General features: G+C 70.0%; 16 protein-coding genes. 7 read left to right on the top strand and 9 right to left on the bottom strand.

Features of this window, described 5'->3' with window-relative positions:
• Positions 1-143: 143 nt before the first annotated feature.
• The 5 genes from ACIRGA_RS40125 to ACIRGA_RS40105 are packed head-to-tail and all read right to left on the bottom strand — an operon-like array spanning position 144 to position 3899.
• Positions 144-968: a class I SAM-dependent methyltransferase gene (locus tag ACIRGA_RS40125; RefSeq protein WP_400952525.1), complete on the bottom strand. Its 825-nt coding sequence runs from the start codon at positions 966-968 to the stop codon at positions 144-146.
• Positions 965-1345, bottom strand: coding sequence for a VOC family protein (locus tag ACIRGA_RS40120; protein ID WP_400952521.1), 381 nt, complete (start codon positions 1343-1345; stop codon positions 965-967). The genes ACIRGA_RS40125 and ACIRGA_RS40120 overlap by 4 nt, the downstream gene beginning before the upstream one ends.
• A gap of 42 nt (positions 1346-1387) precedes the next feature.
• Positions 1388-2125, bottom strand: coding sequence for an FAD:protein FMN transferase (locus ACIRGA_RS40115; RefSeq protein ID WP_400952518.1), 738 nt, complete (start codon positions 2123-2125; stop codon positions 1388-1390).
• Positions 2122-2535, bottom strand: a complete 414-nt coding sequence (locus tag ACIRGA_RS40110; RefSeq protein WP_400952515.1) for an FMN-binding protein — start codon at positions 2533-2535, stop codon at positions 2122-2124. The genes ACIRGA_RS40115 and ACIRGA_RS40110 overlap by 4 nt, the downstream gene beginning before the upstream one ends.
• 17 nt (positions 2536-2552) lie before the next feature.
• Entirely contained in the window at positions 2553-3899 is a 1347-nt protein-coding gene (locus ACIRGA_RS40105; RefSeq protein WP_400952510.1) for a ferric reductase-like transmembrane domain-containing protein, read from the bottom strand.
• Positions 3900-4036: 137 nt separating this feature from the next.
• Here ACIRGA_RS40105 and ACIRGA_RS40100 point away from each other — a divergent pair, with 137 nt between their 5' ends.
• Both ACIRGA_RS40100 and ACIRGA_RS40095 read left to right on the top strand, forming a co-directional pair.
• The gene (locus ACIRGA_RS40100) at positions 4037-4732 is read left to right on the top strand and encodes a response regulator transcription factor (RefSeq protein ID WP_400952507.1); all 696 of its coding nucleotides are present in this window, start codon (positions 4037-4039) and stop codon (positions 4730-4732) included.
• Positions 4729-6165 carry a sensor histidine kinase gene (locus ACIRGA_RS40095; RefSeq protein ID WP_400952504.1) on the top strand — a complete coding sequence of 479 codons (1437 nt, stop codon included), beginning with the start codon at positions 4729-4731 and terminating at the stop codon, positions 6163-6165. Before ACIRGA_RS40100 ends, ACIRGA_RS40095 begins: the two co-directional genes overlap by 4 nt.
• A 55-nt stretch (positions 6166-6220) precedes the next feature.
• Here ACIRGA_RS40095 and ACIRGA_RS40090 read toward each other — a convergent pair whose 3' ends face one another.
• Complete coding sequence (locus ACIRGA_RS40090) at positions 6221-6874, bottom strand: pyridoxamine 5'-phosphate oxidase family protein (RefSeq protein WP_400952501.1); 654 nt, start codon at positions 6872-6874, stop codon at positions 6221-6223.
• 90 nt (positions 6875-6964) lie between these two features.
• Here ACIRGA_RS40090 and ACIRGA_RS40085 point away from each other — a divergent pair, with 90 nt between their 5' ends.
• Entirely contained in the window at positions 6965-8323 is a 1359-nt protein-coding gene (locus ACIRGA_RS40085) for a PLP-dependent aminotransferase family protein (protein ID WP_400952497.1), read from the top strand.
• A gap of 5 nt (positions 8324-8328) precedes the next feature.
• Here ACIRGA_RS40085 and ACIRGA_RS40080 read toward each other — a convergent pair whose 3' ends face one another.
• The gene (locus tag ACIRGA_RS40080) at positions 8329-8871 is read right to left on the bottom strand and encodes a DUF3515 domain-containing protein (protein ID WP_400952494.1); all 543 of its coding nucleotides are present in this window, start codon (positions 8869-8871) and stop codon (positions 8329-8331) included.
• Between the two features lie 19 nt (positions 8872-8890).
• Positions 8891-9124, bottom strand: coding sequence for an Lrp/AsnC ligand binding domain-containing protein (locus tag ACIRGA_RS40075; protein ID WP_005160289.1), 234 nt, complete (start codon positions 9122-9124; stop codon positions 8891-8893).
• Between the two features lie 133 nt (positions 9125-9257).
• Here ACIRGA_RS40075 and ACIRGA_RS40070 point away from each other — a divergent pair, with 133 nt between their 5' ends.
• Complete coding sequence (locus ACIRGA_RS40070; protein ID WP_400952491.1) at positions 9258-10214, top strand: thiamine-phosphate kinase; 957 nt, start codon at positions 9258-9260, stop codon at positions 10212-10214.
• On the opposite strand, the gene ACIRGA_RS40065 is transcribed toward ACIRGA_RS40070, so the two are convergent.
• Positions 10211-10957, bottom strand: coding sequence for a GNAT family N-acetyltransferase (locus ACIRGA_RS40065; RefSeq protein WP_400952489.1), 747 nt, complete (start codon positions 10955-10957; stop codon positions 10211-10213). The genes ACIRGA_RS40070 and ACIRGA_RS40065 overlap by 4 nt on opposite strands.
• Before the next feature lie 109 nt (positions 10958-11066).
• Between ACIRGA_RS40065 and ACIRGA_RS40060 the strand changes: the two genes are divergently transcribed.
• From ACIRGA_RS40060 to ACIRGA_RS40050, 3 genes are read left to right on the top strand one after another with little or no spacing between them, the layout of a single operon-like run.
• On the top strand, positions 11067-11537 hold the full coding sequence (locus tag ACIRGA_RS40060; protein ID WP_400952486.1) for a GNAT family N-acetyltransferase: 471 nt from the start codon (positions 11067-11069) through the stop codon (positions 11535-11537).
• Between the two features lie 8 nt (positions 11538-11545).
• Positions 11546-12091 carry a gamma carbonic anhydrase family protein gene (locus tag ACIRGA_RS40055; protein WP_400952483.1) on the top strand — a complete coding sequence of 182 codons (546 nt, stop codon included), beginning with the start codon at positions 11546-11548 and terminating at the stop codon, positions 12089-12091.
• 11 nt (positions 12092-12102) lie between these two features.
• A complete protein-coding gene (locus ACIRGA_RS40050; RefSeq protein WP_034320386.1) occupies positions 12103-12780 on the top strand; it encodes a uracil-DNA glycosylase in 678 nt (225 codons plus the stop codon).
• Positions 12781-13043: the final 263 nt, after the last annotated feature.

Raw genomic sequence — 13043 nt, 5'->3', positions numbered from 1 at the left:
TGGGGGGGGGGGGGGGGGGGGGTTTTTTTTGACACCCCCCCCCCCCCCCCCCCCCCCCCCCCCACCCGCACCGACCATGCCACGTTTGACTTACCCCTCAAAAAATAACGACACTTACCACTCACGACCACCTGTACCGACGCTCACCGTGCCTTCACGGCCTCGATCGTGAAACTCGCCGCCAGCCGCTGCGGATCCTCGGTCAGCCGCCATTCCTCGGTCTTTTCGTTCAGGGTCATGAACCCGGGCAGCGCGTTCCACGGCACACTGTCGTGTTCCACCAGCCGCGTCAGGGTCAGCCCCGCGTCGAGCAGCGAAGTGACGATCTCGCCCAGCCCGTGGTTCCATTCGTGCGTCCGGTTGTGCTGGAACGAAACGTCGGTGTCCACATAGGTCCCCGGCTCGTCGAACACCAGCGGTTCGGCCTGCTCGAAGTACGGGTACCGCGGCGTGATCATCGGCTGCGTTTCGTCGAGGGTGCCCAGCATAGGGTGCATGTCCCGGATGAACAGCCGCCCGCCCGGCTTCAGCAGCTTCCCGGCGACCTGCCCCCAGCGGGCGATGTCCGGCAGCCAGCAGATCGCGCCGATGCCGGTGTAGACGAGGTCGAATTCCCCGGCGCCCAGGACGTCGGCGGCACTGTACACATCGGACTCATGGTAGTCGATCTCCGCGCCGGTCTCGGCGGCCAGCCGCCGCGCGATCTCCAGCGCCGGCGTGGAAAAGTCGAGGCCGGTCATCCGTGCGCCGAGGCGGGACAGGGAAAGCGTGTCCGTGCCGATATGGCACTGCAGGTGGACCCCGCGCGCCCCGGAGACGTCACCGAGCAGCGGCTGGTCGAAGGTGACCACGCCGCTGAGGTGCGTGGGGTCCGCGACGAACTTCTCGTAGCCGTAGTCCGCCGAAGCGGCGTGTGCCGGAGCGCGTTCGTCCCAGTTCGCCCGGTTGACCGTCACGTAGTCGGTCATGAGGTCGCGGCCTTTTCGGCGGCGCTGCGCAGCACGCAGAATTCGTTGCCTTCGGGGTCTTCGAGAACGGCCCAGCCGGTGCCGTCCGGGTTGCGCCGGTCGTGCAGGAGGGTCGCGCCGAGCTTCAGCAGGCGTTCCACTTCCTCGTCACGCGGGATGTCCGGCTGGAGACAGAGATGGATCCGGTTCTTCACCGTCTTCGGTTCCGGGACCTGCCCGAAGAACAGCGTGACACCGTTGTCCAGCACGATGATCGTCTCGGGGTCGCCGGGCTGATCGTCGTCGGCCATCGGCTTGCCGACGACGCCGCTCCAGAAACGGCCCAGTTCGTAGGCGTCTGCGCAGTCGAAGAAGAAGTTCTGTACGACAGAGGTCATGACGCCGCAGTCTGCCTGAGCCCGCGAAGCCCGGCCAACGGTTTAAGCCAGCCGCAGCCCCGGCGACCGGTGTACCTGCCGTTCCGCGTCGATGACCAGCACCTGGCACCCCGGCCGCGACGCGACCCACGCGATCCCCTCGGTCCCCATCGCGAAGGCTGCCGTGGCGAGGGAATCCGCAGTGACGAGGTCGTCGGCGGCGACCGTGACGCTCAGCAGCCCCACGGGTGGGCGCCCGGTCCGGCCGTCCAGGATATGCGCGCCGCGTTCGTATTCCGCCGACGTCGCGACCGCGCCGCCGGACGATTCCACCACGGCGCAGACCGCGTCGGGCCGTTCGGGATGACGGATGCCGACCCGCCAGGCGCGGCCGGGTTCCGGTTCACCGGAGGTGATCACGTCCCCGCCGGCGTTGATGCAGAACACGTCCAAACCCTCGGCCAGCAACAGGGACGCCGCCCGCTGCACCGCCCAGCCCTTGACCACCGCGTTCGGGTCGAGCCGCCGTCCGGGGAGCCGGGCGGTGAACGCGCCGCCGGACAGCCGTTCGTAGTGGTCGCACAGCGAAAGCACTTCCAGGAGATCGTCGCTCAGCTCCGAAGGCGAGAGTTCACCGCGGTCGTAGCGGCAGACCTCGCTGCCGGCCTTGAAGGGGCTGAACCGCGCGTCGACTTCCCGCAGCCAGCCGAAAACGCCGTCGATCGCGTGCCCGACGAGGTCACCACCCGCCCGGACGTCGACCGAGACCGGCAGGCCCATCACCTGTTCGACGCGGTTCATCTGGCGTCCAGCGCCGCCTGCAGTGATTTGACGTACGACTCGCTCGTCGATGTCGCCCCGGAGACGGTGTCGATGTCGGCGCTCTGCGCGGTCAGCGTCTCCTCCTGCAGGGTCGGGATCGCGTCGACCCCTCGGCCGCTCGTCGGCCGTTGCAGCAGGCGGACTTCGGAGATCTTGTCCTCGGCCGAGATCACCAGCCGCACCTGCACGGTGCCGTACCGGTTGCGCTCCACCGAGCCGTCGAGGGTGCGTTCGGCGCTCTCGGACGCTCCACCGTCCGCACTTGACGACGGGGCAGGAGCCGCGACGGCCACGGTTTCCGAGCCGAGCGGGCCGGGTTCGTACTGCCACACGCCGAGGAAGCCGGCGGCCGACAGCGCGACCGTGACGGCGACGATGGTCTTCTTCATGGTCGGGTCTCCCTGGCTCAGGCGGCGAGGCTGAAACGTTCGGCGTGGACCTGACTGCTCGGCACCCGCAGTTCCCGCAGGCTGCGCAGCGTCCCCGAGGTCATCCCCGGCGGTCCGCAGACGAAGACGTCGCGGTCCGCGATGTCCGGCACCAGCCGCCGCAGGTTGGGGGCGCCGAGTACCGGACCGGCCTGATCGGACGGTCCACTGAGGACACGGACGACCGCGCCGCGCGCCCGTGCCAAGCCGATCAGCTCCGGCAGGAGGACGGCGTCGCGTTCGTCGCGGACGCGGTAGAGCACCACGACGTGTCCGGAGATCTCCTCCAGCAGCGCGCGGATCGGGGTGATCCCGACGCCGCCAGCGACCAGCAGCGCGTCCGGTTTCTGTTGGTGCATCGTGGTGAACGCGCCGTACGGGCCTTCGGCGAACACCCGGGTGCCGACTTTGAGCGACCGCAACGACGCGCTGCCGTCTCCGGCGGCTTTCGCGGTCAGCCGCAGGGTGCGGCCGTCCGGCGCGGCGGACAGGGAGAACGGATTCGCCTGCCACCAACGATCCCGGGTCATGAAGCGCCACAGGAAGAACTGGCCCGCCCTCGCGGGCATCTTGTCGAGGTCCTTGCCGGAGATGTACACCGAGACGACGTCCTGGGATTCAGGGACCACGGCGACGACCTTCAACCGGTGACGCAGATTCCTGGCCAGCGGCAGCACCACCCGCCCGGCGACGACGGAGCCGAGCGCGACGCCCCACACCGCCCACCAGTAGACCTGGGCGCCCGGCGACGACGCGAACGATCCGCCCAGCGCGATCTGGTGCGTGAACGCCAGCACGACCGCGGCGTAGGTGTAGAGGTGGAGGAAATGCCAGGTCTCGTATGCCAGACGGCGGCGGGCGAACCGGGCGGAAACCGCGCCGACGAGCAGGATCAACGCGAACGCGACGACGGCGCGCAGGATCCCCTCCAGCTTGGTGACCATCGTGACGAACTCGTCCACCACGCCGTTGTCCTCGACCCGCGCGTAGCCGAAGACGATGAACACGAAATGGGCGAGCAGCGTCCACAGCAGGCTGAACCCGGTCCAGCGGTGCCAGGCGGTGAGCCGGTCCATGCCGAGCCGGCGGTCGAGCCACGGCAGCCGGGCGACCAGCAGCAGCTGGAAGGCCATCGCGAGCGCTCCGTACAGCCCGGCGAGCCTGCCGATGCTGATGAGCACGTTGTCCGACGGTCCGGCGGCGAAGAACAGCGCGGTCACCGCGGCCACGTTGGCCCCGAGAAAGGTGAAGAGCCCGGCGCGTGCGGCGATCCTGGGGCGGATCGCCGGGCGCGGTCTCACGGCGGTCTGCGTCATGGTGGTCACACGTGGTCCTTTCCGGTCCGGTTCAAGTCCTGAGCCTGCTGTGCCAACCTGTGACCTTTCTTGGCGGAAGCTGTCGGCTTCCTGTCGTCTGCGCTCCCGCCTCGCCCTCGCGCGCGCGTTCACGGAGGATGGCCTTTGTGAACACCGAGAACCCCGTCCGCCTGCTGGTGGTGGACGACGAGCCGCATATCGCCGATCTGGTGGCCACCGTCGCCCGCTATGAGGGCTGGCAGGCCGTCACCGCCGGATCGGGTGAGGCCGCGATCGAGCGCGCGGCCGAATTCGTGCCCGACATCGTCGTGCTCGACCTGATGCTGCCCGGGATCGACGGGTTCACCGTGCTGGACAAGCTCCGCGAGGCGGGGACGGCGGTGCCCGTGGTCTTCCTCACCGCGAAGGACGCGACGGCGGACCGCGTCGCCGGGCTCACCCGCGGCGGTGACGACTACCTCGTGAAGCCGTTCTCCGTCGAGGAACTGATGGCGCGGCTGCGCGCGGTCCTGCGGCGGAGCACCAACCAGGCCAAGGCCGCGGTGCTGCGAGTCGGTGACCTGACCCTCAACGAGGACACCCGCGAAGTCGCCCGCGACGGCAAACCCGCCGAACTGACCCCGACCGAGTATGAACTGCTGCGCTACCTGATGCGGCATTCGCCTTCGGTGATGACGAAGGCACAGATCCTCGACCACGTCTGGGAATACGACTTCGGCGGCCGGTCCAATGTGGTCGAACTCGTCATCTCCCATCTGCGCCGCAAACTCGACACGGGCGACGAGCCGCTGATCCACACCGTGCGCGGCGTGGGCTACGTCGTGCGGCAGGCGGCGAGATGAAGATGCTGCGCCGCTGGTACGACGCCTGGCGCCGGTCGAGGCTCGGGACCCGCCTGGCGCTCGGGCTCGGCGTGCTGGCGCTGGTCGTGTTCGCCGTCGTGGGCACCGTGATGGTCGGCATCATGAAGGGCTATCTGGACGACCGGCTCGACGAACAGCTCGCCAAGACCCAGATCAGCCAGGTGCCGTCGCTGCGCACCACGCACGGCGGGACACCGCAGCAGGCCTATGGCTGGTTCTCCGCCGTCTTCGCGGTGCAGGACGGTGAGGCGCTGGCCCAGTCGGGCGGTTCCCTGCCGCCGGATACGAAAGCGCTCGAAAAGGTCGCCGAAGACGCGACGCGGACCGAGGTCCTGCGGACGGTCTACATCGAGGACAAGGGCACGTACCGGGTCCGGGCCTGCCCGATCGAACCGGCGCGGAACATCGTGCTGGTCAGCGCCGCGCCGCAGGCGGATCTGGACCGGACGGTCAGCCGGCTGGTGATGGTCGAGGTCGTCGCGTTCCTGCTGGCGCTGGCGGTGCTGGTGATCGCGGGACGGCTGGTGCTGCGGCGCGGGCTGCGGCCGCTGAGCGACATGGCCGGGACGGCGCACGACATCGCGTCGCACGACCTCACCACGAACGCCGATCTCCCGGTGCGCGCGCAGGCGAGCGGCGGTGGCGCCGAAGTCGAGGAGCTGCGGACCGCGTTCAACGTGATGCTGGCGCACCTCGATTCCTCACTGGTCGCGCGCCGGGAGGCGAACGAACGGTTGCGGCGGTTCATCGCCGACGCCTCCCACGAACTGCGCACGCCGCTGACGTCGATCCGGGGCTACGCCGAGCTTTTCCGCTACGCCGCGGCGAACGAACCCGCCGAACGCGACGCGCATCTGTCGAAGATCCGCGAAGAGACCGAGCGGATGAGCGTGCTCGTCGACGACCTTTTGCTCCTCGCACGCCTCGACGCGCCGGAGAGCGAGGCGCCACTGCGGCTGGTGGACGTCGACGTCGCCGAGCTGATCACCGACGCGGGGGAGGCCTTCGCCGCCGGCCGCCCGGAGCATCCGCTGAGCATCGGCCCGCTCCCGGAAGGTGTTGTCCTGCAAGCGGATCCGGTACGCCTGCGGCAGGTGCTGGACAACCTGCTCGCCAACGCCGCGGTGCACACGCCGCCCGGGACCGCGGTCACGGTGTCCGCCGAGGCCTCGGATTCCGAGGTCGTCCTGCGGGTGAGCGACGCAGGGCCCGGGATCCCGCCGGAAACGCGGGAACGGATCTTCGACCGGTTCTACCGGGTGGACACCGCTCGCACCCGCGGCAACGGCGGGACCGGGCTCGGGCTTTCGGTGGTGCTCTCGCTGGTCACGGCGCACGGCGGGACCATCGAGGTCGAGAGTGTGCCGGGAGCGACGACGTTCACCGTGCGGCTGCCGCGCCACCGCTCGTGAGTGGCGAAGGGCGGTTAGAACCGCCCTTATCCCTCAATAGAACCGCCGAGACCCACTACCCGACCCGCGCCTTCACATGGTCCGGCACCGTCCAGTCACTGACGAGATCCACCGACGGCTCCGGCTCACCGAACACGGTCCGCACCGGCAGCACTCCCGCCCAGGAGAGATCGGCCGCGACCTCGTCCTCGGGATCGTCGGGCCCCTCGCCGCGCATCTTCACCGACGCCTCGGTGAGGTCCAGCTCCAGTACCGAAACGGACGCGAACTCCTTCGCGTTGACGTCCCTCGCGTGCTCCCACGAACCGGGCGCGAGGTGGTCGGTCAGCACGTGGAGGGCGTGCATCTTGCGGTCGCGATCGGTGACCGCGGCCGCCTTGCCCAGGATCACCGCGCTGCGGTAGTTCATCGAGTGGTTGTTGACCGAGCGCGCGTAGACGATGCCGTCGAGCAGGGTCACCGTCACGCAGACCTCGACGCCGTCGGAGTCGCGCATACTCCTCGCACCGGTGGATCCGTGCAGGTAGAGCGTGTCGCCGTCACGCCCGTAGCCGGTCGGGATGACCAGCGGGACGCCGTCGCGCACGACGCCGAGATGGCAGATCAGGGCTTCGTCGAGCACCGCGTACAGCGCCGAGCGGTCGGTGAGCGCGCGGTTCTTCTTGCGGCCGAGGGTGGTCCGGTCGGTAGGTGAGAGCGGGGTGGACATGCGACCAGTCTCACCCACCCGAGTGGCCTGTAATAATGTCCAATTCTCCTATACTTGAGAAGGCCACTTCTCGCGAGAGCGGAGAACCCCATGTCCGACACCGCTCTGCCGGTCAGCCTCGACCGCGCTTCGCCCGTGCCGCTCGCGGTCCAGCTGGCCGACGCGTTGCGCGCGGCCGCGGGTGACGGACATCTGCGCGGTGGCGACAGGTTGCCCTCGACCAGGGCACTCGCGAGCCGTCTCGGCGTCAGCCGCACGGTGACGTCGGCCGCGTACGAGCAGCTCCACGCGGAGGGCTGGATCGCCGGCCGCCACGGCTCCGGCACGTATGTCACCACCACACCGCCCGCGGACCGGCCGTCGAAAGGGCCCGCGCCCGGCGCCCCCGCCGCACCACTGCCGCTGGTCGACCTCACGCCGGGCGTCCCGTGGGCCGACGGCGTCGAGAAGGCCGCCTGGCGCCGCGCGTGGCGGGCCGCCGCCGATCCGCGCCCGACCTATCGCGAGGATCGGGCGGGGCTGCCCGCTTATCGGAACGCGGTGTCCGAACATCTGCTGCGGCACCGCGGCCTCGCGGCCGGAACGGTGCTCGCGACCGGCGGCACGACCGCCGCGGTGATCGAACTCGCGGGCGCGCTGCTCTCGCGCGGTGACCGCGTCGCGATCGAGGAGCCGGGTTACCAGCGGGCCGTGCAGGCGTTCCGGCGGGCGGGGATGGAGGTCGTGCCCGTCCCGGTCGACGAAGAGGGCCTGCGCCCGGACGCCGTCCCCGCCGACGTGCGCGCGGTGTACTGCTCGCCCGCGCACCAGTACCCGCTGGGCAGCCGGATGAGCGCGGCGCGCCGCGTCGACCTGGTCGAACTCGCCCGCGCCCACGGCATGCTGGTGATCGAGGACGACTACGACGGCGAGTTGCGGTTCGACGTCGCGCCGCTGCCGCTGCTGGCCGCGCTCGCGCCCGACGTCGTCGCGCATCTCGGGACCACCAGCAAGATCCTCACCCCGGCACTGGGCGCTGGCTGGATGGTCGCGCCGTCCCCGGTCGCGGCCGCGGTCCTGGAATACCGCGAAGCGACCGGGACACGACCGTCACCCGCGGGGCAGCGGGTGCTCGCCGAACTGGCGCGGCACGGCGATCTGGGGCGGCATCTGCGGAAGCTCCGGCGAGAACTTTCGGAGCGCCGGTCCCTCGTTTCGGCCGCGCTGACGTCGGCGGGGATCCCGGTGCTCGGCGACGACGCGGGCGCGCATCTGGTCGTCCCTTGTGGATCGGCGGAGGAGGAAGCGGCGCGGATGGCGGCGGCCGAACGCGCCGGGATCCGGCTCGACGGGCTGGCCCGGCACTTCGCCGGGACGCCGACGGTGTTCGGGAACCTCATCGGCTACGCGGGTTGTTCGCGGGAAGCGCTCCACTCCGCGCTGAAGCCGCTGATCCCCGTGCTGAGCTGACCCGATCAGAAACGCAGCGGCACTGCGGGAAGATTGGCGGCGATGACGTCCGAAACGGTCTGGAGCGGCCCTGTCCCCGCGGTGTCCGGCACGGTGAGCGCCGTGTAGACGGGACGGTCCACCACGAACCACGTCGCGCTGCCCTCACCCTCGACCTGCAGCCACTGGACCGTGTTGATCGTCCGCAGCTGCGAGGTCCTGGTCAGCTCCGGCGGCTTGCCGAGACCGCACCGCAGGACCACCGGGGCGCCGGTGCCCCAGCCGATCGTCGCCTCGGGGGCCGGGTCGGCCAGCGTTCGCCGGACCAGCGTGGCGCCGGACGAGGTGAGCTCGTGGGGGAGCGCGCCGATGAGTTTCGCGCATTCGGGTGACCCCGACTGCGGCGCCGGGACCGGGACGAGCGGGAGCGGCCCGTCCGCGGCCGGGGCGCCGGATTCCGCGCCGCGGGTCAGCCCGAAGACGGCCACGCCCGCGACGAGCAGGACCGCCAGGCAGGCGGCCGCGATCAGCAGGGGTTTCGGGGGAGCGCCGGTGTCCGTGTCAGCCACCGGACCACTACACCACCTCTCAGAGATGCACCACCGGGCAGGTCAGCGTCCGCGTGATGCCCTCCACGTTCTGCACCTTGGCGACCACGAGCTGGCCGAGCTGGTCGACGGTGTCGGCCGCGGCCTTGACGATGACGTCGTAGGGGCCGGTGACATCCTCCGAACTGGTGACACCGGAGATGGTGGAGATCTCCGCGGCGACCGCGGCGGCTTTGCCGACCTCGGTCTGGATGAGGATGTATGCGTGGACCACGGCGCGCCCCTTCGTAAAAGTCGGCTCAAGGTAGGAACGTTGTAGCAACGTATCGCCAGCCCCGGGAAAAACCTAGGGCTTCCGACTATCGGTGATCGACATTTGTCCGGACAAGGGAAAGTGGAGGTGACGGGTGTCACCGAACGACGGCACGGTCGCCGGGACCGGTGAATTCCGGTTGATCGAAGCAGTGACTGCCGGCCGCAAACAGCCGGAGTCGACGCTGCTCGGACCGGGGGACGACGCGGCCGTCGTGGCCACCCCGGACGGCCGGACGGTGGCGTCCACCGACGTCCTCGTGCAGGGCGTCCATTTCCGCCTCGACTGGTCCAGCGCCGAGCAGGTGGGGCGCAAGGCGGTCGCGGTGAATCTCACCGACATCGCCGCGATGGGCGCCCGCCCGACGTCCGTCCTCATGGGATTCGCCTGCCCGTCGGACACCCCGACGTCGCTCGTCACCGAACTCACCCAGGGCATGTGGCTCGAGGCCGATCGCGCGGGGATCGGGATCGTCGGCGGCGACATGGTGCGCGCCGACCAGATCGTGATCAGCGTCACCGCCTTGGGTGACCTCGGTGGCCGGGAACCGGTCACACGGTCCGGCGCGCGGCCCGGCGACGTCGTCGCGGTCTGCGGACGGCTCGGCTGGGCGGCCGCCGGTCTCGCCGTGCTCGGCCGGGGCTTCCGGTCACCGGTCAGCGTGGTCAACGCGCAGCGCTGCCCCGAACCGGACTACGAGGCGGGCATCCGCGCGGCCGACGGCGGCGCGACGTCGATGATCGACGTGTCCGACGGCCTCCTGTCCGACCTCGGCCACATCGCCGAGGCCTCCGGCGTGGGGATCGACGTGCGGACGGCGGATCTCGACGTGTCGAGCAGGCTGACCGAGGTCGGCACCGCGCTCGGCGCCGACCCGCTGAAATGGGTGCTCACCGGCGGCGAGGACCACGCGTTCGCGGCCACCTTCCCGTCGTTCGCCGAGCTGCCGGAGGGCTGGACCGAGATCGGCGTCGTCACCATGCCGGATTCGGGGGTCACCGTGGATGGGAAGCAATACGGCCACGACAGCGGCTGGCAGCACTGGCGTTAGGAGCGGGAGGCCCACCAGGTCGACTCGCCGGCGACGGTGAACCCGAGGGATTCGTACAGCGGCCTGCCCAGCCGGGAAGCGGTGAGGGTGACCGGCAGCCCGGCCAACGGCGCGAGGGAGCCGAGCATCACCGCCCGGCCCACGCCGCGAGAGCGGAAGGCGTCCGGCGTGCCGACCCAATAGTGGCTGCCGAAGCCGTTTTCGACGACGGTGACGCATGCCCCGGCGACCTCGCCGTCGAGCCGCGCGATGAACACGTCGACCCCCGGCTCGCGGAGTAAGGCCATCGGGAACATCTCTCCCGCGCGGTAGGGCTCGAAGCGGTCGAGTTCGAAGCCCGCGATGACCGCGCGTTCGGCCGCCCGCAGGTCCGCCTCCCCGTGGACGCGGACCACCTCCATCGAGGGGACGGCGACCGGGGAGGGTGGGCGCAGCATGACCGGCATCCGCCAGCTGCGCATGTCCCCGAGGTGGCTCAGATCGGTGGCACCGAAGGGATCCTCGGCGTCCACCGGGCCGGTCGCCCGCTCGGCCAGCTCCGTGATCTCCGCCACCTCGTCGGGGGTGAGGCCGGGTTCCTGGATCAGCACACGCAATCCCGCGCGCTCGTCACCGGCGACGGCGAGAAAGCCGCGACGGCGGACCACTTCGTGGCCGCGGGACCGGCCGGTCGCCGCCCAGAAGGCGGCGGAGTTGCGGGCCTGGCGCAGGGGCGCGCCGGTGCGGCCGGTATCGATCGACATGGGCAGAACCTAAGGCGTGGCACGGGTCCGGCGACAGTGCCGATCACGCGGCATCCGCTTGGGCCAATCCGGTTCCCCCGCGGCGGGGCCGCTCGCTAATGTCGCGCCCATGGACCTTCGTGTGCTCGCCTACGACCACCCCGACGCGGTGAAGCTGCTGGCCGAGGCCCAGCTCGAACTGGCGGCCCGGTACGGCAGCGAAGACGAGACGCCGATGGACGCGACGCAGTTCGCCTCGCCTCGTGGACTGTTCCTGGCCGCCTACCTCGACGACGTCCCGGTCGCCTGCGGTGCCTGGCGGGCGCACGACGGGCCGGACCCGTTGCTGCCCGGTGACGCCGAGATCAAGCGAATGTTCGTGATGGCTTCGGCGCGCGGACAGGGCCTCGCGCGGGCGATCCTCGCCGACCTCGAGCGGACGGCCGCCGAGGCGGGACGGCTGCGCATGGTGCTGGAGACCGGGGACAAGCAGCCGGAGGCCATCGCGCTGTACGAGTCGGCGGGTTACCGGGAGATACCGGGTTTCGGGTACTACAAGGACGAGCCGGAAAGCATCTGCTTCGGCAAGCCGCTGACCTAGGAGAACGCATGCCGATCTACGCACTGGGCGACCTCGAACCCTCGATCCACCCGGACGCCTACGTCCATCCCGACGCGACGGTGATCGGCGACGTCCGGATCGCGGCGTTCGCGTCGGTGTGGCCGCAGACCGTCCTGCGCGGTGACCACGGTTTCATCGAGATCGGCGAGCGGTCCAACGTCCAGGACGGCTGTGTCCTGCACTGCACCCGCGAGGAGCCGACGGTGATCGGGAAGTCGTCCGCCGTCGGGCATTCCGTGCACATCGAGGGCGCGCGCATCGGCGAGGGCTGCCTGATCGCGTCGGGATCGGTGGTGCTGAACGGAACCGTCGTCGAGGACGGCGGGATGGTCGGCGCGGGCGCGGTTCTCTCCTACGGGTCCCATGTGGACAGTGGGCATATCGCGCTCGGTGTCCCGGCGAAGACGCGGCCGAACACGTCGTTCGGGCCGGACCTGATCAAGCGTGTGGTGGACGGGTATGTCGAGCGCGCCGCTCTTTTTCGTAGAGAACTCCGTCGGGTCGAACTCCGGCGGCTGGACCGACGTGAGTAAGCTCGCACGCCGTGACCGCACGACCGCTGCAGGACATCGTCGAAGCAGGCTGGGCGCAGGCCCTCGAACCGGTGGCGCCGCAGGTCGCCGCGATGGGGGAATTCCTCCGCGCGGAGATCGCCGCGGGCCGGACCTATCTCCCGGCGGGTGAACATGTGCTGCGGGCGTTCCAGCAGCCGTTCCACGACGTGCGGGTGCTGATCGTCGGCCAGGACCCGTATCCGACACCCGGGCACGCGGTCGGGCTGAGCTTCTCGGTGGCGCCGGACGTCCGGCCGATCCCGAAGAGCCTGATCAACATCTACAAGGAGTACTGCGAAGACCTCGGGCACCCGCTGCCGTCGAACGGCGACCTGACGCCGTGGGCCGACCAGGGTGTCCTGCTGCTCAACAGGTCGCTGACCGTGCAGCCCGGGAAATCGAACTCGCATCAGGGCAAGGGCTGGGAAGCGGTCACCGAGCAGGCCATCAAGGCCCTCGCCGCGCGGGACGAGCCGATGGTGGCGATCCTGTGGGGCCGCAACGCGCGGAACCTGAAGCCGATGCTGGGGAAGGTGCCGTGCATCGAGTCGGCGCACCCGAGCCCGCTTTCGGCGCACGCCGGTTTCTTCGGCTCGCGGCCCTTCAGCCGGGCGAACCAGCTGCTGGAGCAGCAGGGCGCCGGTCCCGTGGACTGGAAGCTTCCCTAAGCCTTCACGCGCCTTTTCGTGACAGCAGTGACCGGTGTGACTCCTGAGGTGACGCCGAAGTCCGTGAAGGCCTCCTTCCCTACCCTCAAGGTAGGGAAGGAGGCCTTCACGGACTTCATGGCTTGGGTGACGCCGTGCTTCGGAGTACATGAAGGACTCCTTCCTGTACCTAGGTGTACTGCCCCGGGAGGTTGCGAACGTGGAGACACGTAGTCGGATGATCTTGGAATGAGGGAGGGCCTCCGGGTTCGGTGTGGATTGCG

Origin of the sequence: Amycolatopsis sp. NPDC102389, from assembly GCF_044765885.1 — a bacterium.
GTDB lineage: Bacteria > Actinomycetota > Actinomycetes > Mycobacteriales > Pseudonocardiaceae > Amycolatopsis.
Note: the sequence above shows the minus strand (reverse complement) of the source record. Positions and strands in the feature narration are given on the sequence as shown.